We start from the raw sequence: 10,936 nt of genomic DNA, 5'->3' as shown, positions 1-10,936 counted from the left end.
AGTCCTACCATAAAATACTGATTATTTTCCTTCCAAATTCGCGCGCTTTACTGATTTTTTAAATAACCTAGCAAGCAAGGGTTATTGCACACAACACGTAAATATACTTAATTTTAAACAAGCCCATCCAGTACAAGAGTTTTTTTAAAAATCTCCGTAAATACAGGGGAGAGCAGCGTTTTTTAATTGATCATTTTGTATATCTTTTGGTTGTATATCACTAATTTTTATATCTCGTGATATACAAAATGACTAGTGTATTATACTATATAAATAACTACAACTTGACGATTCACCAATTTGATGCATCGTTTAAAGACGTATTCATCGCAATAATTAGACACTATACAATATTAACAAAATATTTAGAATTAAAAAGATGTTTATAATTAGTTAATTTTAAAAAATCAGCTATTATTCCTAAAATATTATTGTTAGCTAGGATTCGTGATTACAATTGTTATTAATATGTTAATTGACTTATCTCATAGTCATGGTGAATTTATAAGCTTATATTACATTTCGATGAAACAACGCTGCGATGCAGAGGACAAAATCTTAAAAAGGTTTGAAACTTTGAGTGGGGTTGTTATTTTTAGTAACGCCTTTATTTCAGAGGAATATAACTCTATTTTTAATTATTTAAAAGCTAACAAAACCATGAAAGAAATGAAAAATACAGCCGATTTACTTGCAGCCAACAATGAGGTAGATATGCTTATTGTGGGTACGGGAACAGGAATTTCAGCGGCATTATCTACCAATGAACAACATTTAAAGTGTTTAATTATTGAAAAAACCGAATATGTTGGTGGTTCTACAGCATTGTCGGGAGGTGCCTTTTGGATTCCTGCGAATCCCGTGCTTACCGAAAATGGATCTACAGATACCCTTGAAAAAGCAGAGAATTATCTTAAAACCCTAGTAGGAAATGATGCACCACAAGAACGATGGAAATCTTTCCTAGACAATGGCTCGGAAACTGTAGAAATGCTCCGCCGCACTACGCCAATGAAGTTTTTTTGGGCAAAAGGGTATTCAGATTATCATCCAGAACAACCGGGCGGTGATGCCTTAGGAAGAACCTGCGAGTGCGAACCTTTCGATTTAAACACATTGGGCGAGGAAACCCAAAGATTTAGACCTGGATTAATGGAAGCATCATTACCAATGCCCGTAACAGGCTTTGATTATAAGTGGATAAACCTAATGATGCGTCGACCTACTAAGGCATTTCCTATAATTTTTAAAAGACTTTTCCAGGGAGTAGGAGGTAAAATAGTAGGAAAAAATTTGGTTGCTGGAGGGCAAGCAATTGCTGCTGGATTGTTTGCAGGGGCAATTAATAATAATATTTCCATAGCTACAAACACCAAATTAGTGGAATTACTTATGGACGGTGAGCGTGTTGTGGGTGCAGTTGTAGCACATCAAGGTAAGAATATAGAAATAAAAGTCAATAAGGGAGTGGTGTTGGCCGCGGGTGGATTTGATCATAATATGCCCATGCGTCAAAAATACCAATCTAAATCGTTAGGTAATTATAGCCTTGGAGCGGAGGGGAATACAGGAGATGCTATTTTACTTTCTCAAAAAATTGGAGCCAATATAGATCTTATGAAAGAATCTTGGTGGTTCCCAGCCATCGCTCCGGTTAATAAAGGTGAAAAGCCCATGGTGCTTTTGGCAGAGCGCTCCTTGCCTGGAAGCTTTATGGTAAACTCCAAAGGAAAAAGATTTATAAATGAAGCTACCGATTATATGAGTTTTGGTCAAAAGCTTTTAGCAGATGAAAAAATTGGGGATCCTATTGGGGATATGTGGTTGGTATTCGACCAAACGTACCGCAATAGATATATTCTTGGAGGTTCAGTTTTCCCGAGAGCTAAATTACCACAAGAATGGTATGATGCTGGGATTGCTTTTACTGCAGATTCTGTTGAGGAACTAGCAAAATTAACAGGTTTACCCGAAAAAGATTTTGCAGCCTCACTTGCCAGATTCAATATGTTGGCCAAGGCTGGGAAAGACGAAGACTTCAATAGAGGAGAAAGTGCCTATGATAGATATTACGGCGATCCAACGGTTAAACCAAACCCTAATTTACTGCCACTTAAAGGAAAATTATATGCCGTAAAAGTTGTGCTTTCAGATTTAGGAACCTGTGGTGGTTTGGTAGCAGATGAACTCGGTAGAGTTTTGGGTGAGGATAAAACTCCAATAGAAGGACTATACGCAATAGGAAATACCGCAGCGAATATTTTTGGTAGAGTGTATCCAGGGGCCGGAGGTACTATTTGTCAAGGGCTAGTATTTGGCCATATCGTAGCAAAACACGCCGCTAGCTTAAAACAAGTAGAAGCCTAAAATTAATTGTGTTTATGGTAGCGACGCTAATATTAGCGTCGTTATTTATTTTTAGTAGGATTACAATTAATTTTCCTCTCAACGTGGAGCTTTGCTAATGCAAAAAATAATTGTAACTGCTCTATTTTAATAAGGACTTGCGTTTCCAAAAAGCTGTCTAAAAAAAAATTACTTCTAGGTATTTTCACATATAAAAACTGACGGATTATCACTTACCTTTGGCTCATGAGTATAATTGTACAAATTGCGGTTTCTCCACAACAGCTAGAGGATTTAGATTTTATTTTAACACTTGCTTTAAAGAAGCAGAACCTTCGAAAAAACGAAGTTGGAGATTGGCGAATTCGCAAACGATCTATCGACGCGCGCAATAGTCCGATAAAACTAAACCTTCAAATAGAGTTGTGGCTACTTGAAGAACTTCGCGAACCAATACCACCTTATACACCACAAAAGGTTCACAACGCCAAGAAAATAGCCATTATTGGGGCGGGTCCAGCCGGACTTTATGCAGCCTTACGAGCGGTAGAAGCCGGATTTAAACCTGTAGTGTTCGAACGCGGTAAAGATGTACGTGAACGCAGAAGAGATTTGGCCGTTATTAATAAACTTCAAAAAGTAAACCCCGAAAGTAACTATTGCTTTGGCGAAGGTGGGGCTGGAACATATTCCGATGGCAAACTTTACACCCGAAGTAAAAAACGTGGCAATGTGCTTAAAGCATTAGAGTGGTTTGTACATTTTGGAGCAGATGAAGATATACTGGTAGATGCTCACCCACATATAGGTACCAATAAACTGCCAAAGATAATCGCTTCTATGCGGGAGGAGATAATAAAAAATGGGGGAGCGGTTCATTTTAACTCCAAACTTACCGATATTAAGATTAACGATACCGCAATTCAGGCTATTCAAATTAATAATGAAAATTGGTTTGAGTTTGATAATGTGATACTAGCAACAGGACATTCCGCTAGAGATATTTACTACCTACTTCACCGCAATAACATTAAAATTGAAGCAAAAGGTTTCGCGATTGGCGTTCGGGTAGAACATCAACAAACGCTTATAAATCATATTCAATATCAAAAAGAATACGATAACCCTTATTTACCTCCAGCGAGTTATAGCTTAGTAGAACAAATAGATGGCTTTGGTGTATATTCGTTTTGTATGTGCCCAGGTGGAATAATTGCACCTTGTGCCACCGAGCAAGACGAAGTTGTTACCAATGGTTGGAGCCCAAGTAAACGAAATAACCCTTATGCAAACTCAGGAATTGTGGTAAGTGTAAAACCTACAGATTTACCGAATTACAAAAAAGATGATCCATTTGTATGCTTAGATTTTCAGAAATATGTAGAAAAACGATGCTGGGAAGCGGGAGGTAAAACACAAAAAGTCCCTGCTCAACGTATGATAGACTTTGTAGAAGGTAAGGTTTCCACCGATTTCCCAAAAACATCATACCAGCCAGGTATTGTTGCAGCCGATTTAAATGAAGTGCTACCAGCTTTACTCGCAGAAAAACTAAAAAAAGCTTTTGTTGCATTTGGAAAAAAGAAGAATGGATATTACACTAATGAAGCCGTACTTCACGCACCCGAAAGTCGAACATCCTCAACTATTAGCGTGCCTAGAGATTCGATTACCCTACAACACGTCGAAATTCATGGGCTCTATCCCTGCGGAGAAGGAGCTGGCTACGCCGGAGGAATAATTTCTGCAGCCATAGACGGAATTAATTGTGTTGATGCTATAGTTAGAAAACAAGTAAGCACCGAATAGCCAAACTTAGAAATTAGAACCAAGAATCAAGAACCAAGAAACAAGAACCAAGAAACAAGAAACAAGAACCTAGAACCTAGAACCTAAAACCAAGAACCAAGAATTTAGACTCTCTCCACATTATATCTAGCCTCTAACATCTAACATCTAACATCTAACCTCTAACATCTAGCCTCTAACATCTAACATCTAACCTCTAACATCTAGCCTCTAACATCTAGCCTCTAACATCTAACATCTAACATCTAACATCTAGCCTCTAACATCTAACATCTAACCTCTAACATCTAACATCTAACATCTAAAATTTAGTCACCCACGTCTTAAAACCTAACATTTGACATTTATCATTCTTAATTTATAACCTAAGGCTTATTTTTGCATTCATTAAAAGAAGAAATATGAAAGCATTATTAGAAAAGTCGATAAATAATGCAATGGATTATACACAGTATAACATGCTTTTCAAACAATTGGTACAAGAAGAAAGAACTACAGGGGAATTCTCCCAAATGAAGGTCGATTATACAAAACTAAATTATAGCCGCACTAAAAGATTGGATAAAACTGCAAAGGTTTCGGAAGAGGCTATGGAGGTATTTAAAAATGTTTCTAATAAACAAACATGGCTGGTTATTAGTGAACCATGGTGTGGAGATGCAGCGCAAACACTTCCTTTTTTAAATAAAATTGCTCAAGAAGCTGATAATATCGAATTAAAAATTGTGCTTAGAGATGATAATCTTGAATTGATGAATCAGTTTCTTACTAATGGTTCGCAATCTATCCCTATTGTAATTATGATTGATGAGGAAATGAATGTACTTCAAACCTTCGGTCCGCGATCCAAGGCAGCTACTAAACTTGTTTCAGACTATAAAGAAGAGCAAGGAAAAATTGACGACGCTTTTAAAGAAATTATACAAGTGTGGTATAATAAGGACAAAGGTGTTTCAATAATAAATGACCTTGTAAATAGTTTGACTGTTAGAGCTTAAGTTAAGAAAGGACATCTAAGAACCAAGAACCAAGAATCAAGAACCAAGAACCAAGAATCAAGAACAAAGAACCAAGAACCATGAATCTAGAGTTTAGAGACTAGACGGATTGGATTAAACTAATATAACTGCAATCCCGACTTAATCTAGCAGCAAAGTGGTCTTAGCTTTTTTGAAAAAAATCTGACAGATATCATTTCAAAAATCTAATACATTATCAATCTTTGTAACAAAATAAAAAACCATGCAAATTGTATCTGCTCAAGAAGCTGTATCCATAGTAAAATCTAATAATCGCGTATTTTTTCAAGGGGCAGCAATGACGCCTAATTTATTGATAGACACTTTATGTGAGCGATACCAAGAACTTAAAAACGTTGAAATAGTTCAAATTCACACGCACGGAGAAGCAAAATACACTGTAGAACCATATACTCAAGCCTTTCGCCTTAATAGTTGTTTTGTTGGAGATAATGTTCGCAAAGGTGTAAATTCCATGCATGGCGATTATACTCCAGTTTTCTTAAGTGAAATTCATTTGCTGTTTAGAAGAGGTATTCTTCCTTTAGACGTAGCGTTTATTCAAGTGTCTCCTCCAGACAGACATGGGTATTGTTCCTTAGGAGTTTCAGTTGATGTAACCTTACCAGCTATTCAAACTGCAAAACATGTAGTAGCCCTGATTAACCCAAACGTTCCAAGAACTCACGGAGATGGGATTATTCATATTAAAAAAATAGACTATGGTGTAGAGGTAAACACCCCGATATACGCTGCTACAATAGGCGAGCCTTCTGAAATTGAATCTATTATAGGTAGAAATGTAGCCGAATTGGTGGAAGACGGTGCAACTTTACAAATGGGAATAGGTAATATACCTAATGCAGTTTTGCATAATTTAACGAATCATAAACGGTTGGGAATTCACACCGAAATGTTTAGCGATGGAATACTTCCTCTTGTTGAAAAAGGGATTATTACAGGAGAAGAAAAAGCAATAAAAACAGGCAAGATCGTTACTTGCTTTGCTATGGGGACTAAAAAATTGTACGATTTTATAGACGATAACCCCAATATTCACTTCAAAGAAGCTGCATATACTAACGATACAGCAATTATTAGAAGTAATCCAAAAGTGACAGCTATTAATAGCGCGATAGAAATTGATTTAACCGGACAGGTTTGTGCAGATAGTATTGGGATGTATCAGTATTCAGGAGTTGGAGGGCAAATGGATTTTATCCGAGGGGCATCACTTTCAGAAGGAGGGAAGCCAATAATAGCTATGCCTTCAAGTACAAACAAAGGTATTTCAAAAATTACTCCATTTTTAAAAGAAGGAGCAAGTGTTACAACCACTAGAGCTCACGTGCATTATGTAGTTACCGAGTACGGGGTAGTTAATTTATTTGGAAAAGGTATCGAACAACGCGCCAAAGAACTTATTTCAATCGCTCACCCAGATCATAGAGAATTTTTAGAAAGAGAAGCTAGAAAAAGATTTAATCACTAAGAACGAGCTTATAAAATGAATATAATTTAATTATTTTAATAAATTTTTATGTAATAATCAGTTTATAATCACTAAATTAGGGAAAATAAAAAAAATCATGTTTTCCAAGGCTTGTGAATATGGAATTCGTTCGGTTCTTTTTATCGCTGAGCAATCTGAACTAGATAAAAGATCGAATGTGACGGAAATATCCAAAGCAGTAGACTCTCCAGAACCATTTACTGCAAAGATATGTCAGCAAATGGCGCGTTCGGGAATTATCCTTTCCAAAAAGGGTCCTAAAGGCGGGTTTTATATTGAAAAAGATTCTAAACTTACTCTAGCCGATATTGTAAGTTGCATTGATGGAGACAAAATTTTTAACGGCTGTTGTTTAGGTTTGCAATTTTGCTCTTCTGAAAACCCTTGCCCAGTACACGATGAATATTTGGTGATTCGTGAGGGATTAACTAAGATGTGTAAAAATAATACCGTTATTGAACTTGCCAGCAAAATACGAAGTGGCGAAACTTTTTTAAAGATGTAACGCTCTAAACTTCAATCTCAAATAAAAGATTTTATATTTAAATTCTGATAGTTTTATCAGAATTTAAATTTTTGTATACCTTTGCATTTCTAAATTCAAACAATGTTTTCAAAAGCCTGCCAATACGGAATTAAAGCATCAGTTTTTATTGCTTCACAATCTGCCTTAGGTAATCGTGTAAGTTTAAAAGAAATAGCTGCTGGAATTAATTCACCAGAGGCATTTACGGCTAAAATTTTACATCAATTGGCTAAAAATAATATTCTTCAATCTCTAAAAGGTCCCACAGGCGGCTTCGAAATTCCAGAGGGAAAAGCAGAAACTATTAAGTTGAGCGATATCGTTTCAGCGATAGATGGAGATTCAATATACATGGGGTGTGCGCTTGGTTTTGATCATTGTGATGCACTTCAACCATGCCCAATGCATGATAAATTTGTTGATATTAGAGACAACTTAAAACTAATGCTCGAAACTACCAGCCTGCACGAATTGGCAAATGGTGTAGATGTGGGACTGTCATTTTTAAAACGCTAACTATTTTTTTATACCTATTTATGATAAAAAGGTAAGAAATTAAGAAATAAAATATAATATACCTCTAAAACAAACTTTAATATAAAATGAAAAAACTGAATTGGTTAATATTATTGGTTCTAGGAATATTGCCTCAATTTGCTATAGCGCAAAAGAATAGTAGTATTTCAACAGAAAACTGGTTGTCGAGTCCCGGTATTATCGGCACCTTCGTTTTAATTGCCATTGTTATGGTGGTTGCTGCAATAATTTTATTGGTGAAATTGAATTCTTATATAGATACATTGAAACGAAAGCAGCAAGATAAAAATAGGTTGGCTTTTAATGATGATATTATTGCTATGGAGGAAAGTGAGATTGATTCCATACTCGAAAAAAGAAAAGCTGCTCTTAAGTATAAATTGTCTGGGAATGAGTTAGGTGGACATGAAAATGCAGTGGATGATAAAGGTATTGTTCATCATATTGAAAACAAACCAAATAATGCTTTTTTTGACGAAAAGAAGAAAACTACACTAAGTATTGAAACTCCAGAAGCTTTAAAGAAAATAGTAATCTATTATATAGGTGCAGCAGCTGTCTGGCTTATTTTAGGAACCTTAATAGGTCAATATTTAGGAATGAAGTTTGTTTGGCCAGAGATGGACAGCCAGGCTTGGCTGTCTTTTGGAAGATTACGTCCTGTACATACCAATATGGTGTTCTGGGGATGGTCTTCGCTAGGGATGATTGGCTTGGGATACTTTGTAATTGCCCGTACTTCAAACACCGTAATTCATAGTTATAATATGGCATGGTGGGGATGGCGACTAATTAATGCCACAATTATTTTGGGAAGCATAAGTTTAATGGCAGGAATAAATAACGGGGGAGGAGAATACCGCGAATATGTTTGGCCAATTATGCTGCTTTTTGCAATTGCACTAATCATCACATTTATAAACTTCTATAAAACCGTAGCAAAACGTAAAATCTCCGAAATATACATTTCAAACTGGTTTATTCTTGCCGCTTTAATTTGGACAATCGTACTGTCTGTAATTGGGTACTTGCCATTTTATCAAGATGGTTTAGGCGAAACTGTAATTCAAGGTTACTATATGCACCAAGGGGTGGGAATGTGGTTTATGACCTTCACCTTAGGGTTGGTGTACTACTACTTGCCGTCTTCCCTTAATAAACCTATTTATTCGTATTCCTTAGGGGTGCTAGCATTTTGGACACAAATGTTGTTTTACACCATGATTGGAACACATCACTTTGTTTTTAGTCCGTTGCCTTGGTGGTTGCAAACAGTAGCAATTGTTTTTAGTGCGGGTATGGCTATACCAGTAATTGCAGGCTCAACAAACTTTTTAATGACTATGCGGGGCAGTTGGAATCACATTTCTAAAAGTTATGTGTTGCCTTTCTTTTTGGTTGGAACCATTTTCTATTTCGTGGGTTCGATGCAAGGAAGTCTTCAAGCATTTAGATTCACAAATTTCGTTTGGCACTTTACCGACTTTAATGTAGCCCATAGCCATATGACGATGTATGGTATTATAGCCTTTTTCTTATGGGCGTGTATATATGCAATTTTGCCAAAAATTACAGGAAAAGAACCGCCACAAGTATTGGTAGGAGCACATTTCTGGTTAGCATTTTTAGGGCTTTTTGCTTATATGATTTCGCTAATGGCAGGAGGAACTTATAAAGGGTTAAGCTGGATAGAAGGCGAAGCTTTTATTGAATCGGTAATACTTATGAAACCTTATTGGGTTTGGCGTGCCATTGGTGGTTCACTAATGTTCCTTTCACATTTAGTTTTTGCTTATAATTTCTATTATATGGTAAAAAAATACCGAAGAGTGGGAACGGAAATTAAGTCGGAATTAGTAGAAGAAATAACTGTTTAAATAGAATAGAAATGCTCAATTTTCATAAAGAACATAAAAATTTAGTGCTTACGGCTGGTGTCGTATTTATAGCATTGAGTATAATGATAGCGATACTTCCGGCTTTTCAAATGCAGGAAACCGAACCTATTCCAGATCAAAAACCATTAACAGCTAATCAAGAAAAAGGCTTACAAATTTATGTTTCCGAAAACTGTATGGCTTGTCACACACAGCAGGTTAGAAATATAGAAATGGATAATGTTTGGGGGGATCGTCCGTCAATTCCCTCCGATTATTACTACAGCAAAAAACGAATGGACATATGGCGACAATCTCCTTCATTATTAGGAAGTGAACGTACAGGCCCAGACTTAACTAATATTGGTAAACGTCAACCGAGTGAGGATTGGCATTTACTTCACCTATACAATCCAAGAGCGGTGGTTTCAGAATCAGTAATGCCTTCATACCCTTGGCTTTTTAGAGAAGTAGATAGTTTTATGATTGGTAATGATGAAAAGCCTTTAGCTATTCCTCAAGAGTTTTTTGATAAACCCGGTAAAAAAGTGGTAGCTACAAAAGATGCTCTACTACTTGTGGAGTATCTAAAATCGCTCAAACAAACAGAACTTCCTGGTGAAAATATAGGCGAATTTATTCCAGCACTTCGAAAAATACAAGAAGAAGGAATGGATGGTAATACCGCTGGCAGTGGTCTTGACGGTGCTAACTTGTACAAACAAACTTGTGCCGCTTGTCACCAAGACAACGGGAAAGGTATTGCAGGAGCATTTCCTCCTTTAGCAGGTAGTAAAATTGTAAACGATGAAGATCACGAAATGCTTATAAAAATAATTCTTCAAGGTTACGATTCTCGTCCAGATTACGGTGTTATGCAAGCGTTTGGTGATATATTAAACGACGCAGAAATTGCCGCTATAGCAACGCATGAACGCAAAAGTTGGGGTAACGATGCTCCCCCTGTATCGGAAGAAGATGTTAAAAAGATTAGAGAATATGTTTTAAACGAATTAAATAATTAAATAAAAGAATAATGAAAAAAGCACTAGCAGTTTTTGCCGTTTTGTTTTTTCTAGGAAACCAAATTAGCTGGGCGTGTGATGTTTGTAAAAAAAATCAACCGTCTGGTTTTGAAAATATAACCCATGGTGCTGGGCCATCAGGCACACTAGACTATATAATTATTTGGGTGGGAATTGTAATTGTGGTTGCAACCTTATTTCTAAGTCTCAAATATTTAATAAAACCAAGGGAAAACAATCCAAATCACATCAAGAATATTGTTAAAAATGAAGGATTTTAAGCT

General features: G+C 36.3%; 9 protein-coding genes. All 9 read left to right on the top strand.

The window, feature by feature from the left end:
• Positions 1 to 525 precede the first annotated feature (525 nt).
• Positions 526 to 2,367 (top strand): 3-ketosteroid-delta-1-dehydrogenase, encoded by a 1,842-nt coding sequence (locus RT250_RS12880; RefSeq protein ID WP_313115223.1) that lies wholly within the window; start codon positions 526 to 528, stop codon positions 2,365 to 2,367.
• Positions 2,368 to 2,592: 225 nt separating this feature from the next.
• Positions 2,593 to 4,155 carry an NAD(P)/FAD-dependent oxidoreductase gene (locus tag RT250_RS12875; protein WP_313115222.1) on the top strand — a complete coding sequence of 521 codons (1,563 nt, stop codon included), beginning with the start codon at positions 2,593 to 2,595 and terminating at the stop codon, positions 4,153 to 4,155.
• Between the two features lie 401 nt (positions 4,156 to 4,556).
• Complete coding sequence (locus tag RT250_RS12870) at positions 4,557 to 5,153, top strand: thioredoxin family protein (protein ID WP_313115221.1); 597 nt, start codon at positions 4,557 to 4,559, stop codon at positions 5,151 to 5,153.
• Positions 5,154 to 5,397: 244 nt separating this feature from the next.
• Positions 5,398 to 6,666, top strand: coding sequence for an acetyl-CoA hydrolase/transferase family protein (locus RT250_RS12865; RefSeq protein WP_313115220.1), 1,269 nt, complete (start codon positions 5,398 to 5,400; stop codon positions 6,664 to 6,666).
• A gap of 97 nt (positions 6,667 to 6,763) precedes the next feature.
• Entirely contained in the window at positions 6,764 to 7,192 is a 429-nt protein-coding gene (locus RT250_RS12860) for an RrF2 family transcriptional regulator (protein ID WP_313115219.1), read from the top strand.
• Between the two features lie 102 nt (positions 7,193 to 7,294).
• Entirely contained in the window at positions 7,295 to 7,729 is a 435-nt protein-coding gene (locus tag RT250_RS12855; RefSeq protein WP_313115217.1) for an RrF2 family transcriptional regulator, read from the top strand.
• An 86-nt stretch (positions 7,730 to 7,815) separates the two neighbouring features.
• A complete protein-coding gene (locus RT250_RS12850; RefSeq protein WP_313115215.1) occupies positions 7,816 to 9,627 on the top strand; it encodes a cbb3-type cytochrome c oxidase subunit I in 1,812 nt (603 codons plus the stop codon).
• A gap of 11 nt (positions 9,628 to 9,638) precedes the next feature.
• Positions 9,639 to 10,652, top strand: coding sequence for a cbb3-type cytochrome c oxidase subunit II (locus RT250_RS12845; RefSeq protein ID WP_313115214.1), 1,014 nt, complete (start codon positions 9,639 to 9,641; stop codon positions 10,650 to 10,652).
• Between the two features lie 11 nt (positions 10,653 to 10,663).
• A complete protein-coding gene (locus RT250_RS12840; protein ID WP_313115212.1) occupies positions 10,664 to 10,933 on the top strand; it encodes a hypothetical protein in 270 nt (89 codons plus the stop codon).
• Positions 10,934 to 10,936 lie beyond the last annotated feature (3 nt).

The organism is Aequorivita sediminis (assembly GCF_032080575.2).
Classification (GTDB): domain Bacteria; phylum Bacteroidota; class Bacteroidia; order Flavobacteriales; family Flavobacteriaceae; genus Aequorivita; species Aequorivita sediminis.
Note: the sequence above shows the minus strand (reverse complement) of the source record. Positions and strands in the feature narration are given on the sequence as shown.

What these genes read in the sequence shown, in the direction of transcription:
- RT250_RS12870 (WP_313115221.1), top strand. Translation starts at nt 4,557, where the DNA reads ATGAAAGCATTATTAGAAAAGTCGATAAATAATGCAATGGATTATACA.
- RT250_RS12880 (WP_313115223.1), top strand. Translation starts at nt 526, where the DNA reads ATGAAACAACGCTGCGATGCAGAGGACAAAATCTTAAAAAGGTTTGAA.
- RT250_RS12875 (WP_313115222.1), top strand. Translation starts at nt 2,593, where the DNA reads ATGAGTATAATTGTACAAATTGCGGTTTCTCCACAACAGCTAGAGGAT.
- RT250_RS12860 (WP_313115219.1), top strand. Translation starts at nt 6,764, where the DNA reads ATGTTTTCCAAGGCTTGTGAATATGGAATTCGTTCGGTTCTTTTTATC.
- RT250_RS12865 (WP_313115220.1), top strand. Translation starts at nt 5,398, where the DNA reads ATGCAAATTGTATCTGCTCAAGAAGCTGTATCCATAGTAAAATCTAAT.
- RT250_RS12840 (WP_313115212.1), top strand. Translation starts at nt 10,664, where the DNA reads ATGAAAAAAGCACTAGCAGTTTTTGCCGTTTTGTTTTTTCTAGGAAAC.
- RT250_RS12855 (WP_313115217.1), top strand. Translation starts at nt 7,295, where the DNA reads ATGTTTTCAAAAGCCTGCCAATACGGAATTAAAGCATCAGTTTTTATT.
- RT250_RS12850 (WP_313115215.1), top strand. Translation starts at nt 7,816, where the DNA reads ATGAAAAAACTGAATTGGTTAATATTATTGGTTCTAGGAATATTGCCT.
- RT250_RS12845 (WP_313115214.1), top strand. Translation starts at nt 9,639, where the DNA reads ATGCTCAATTTTCATAAAGAACATAAAAATTTAGTGCTTACGGCTGGT.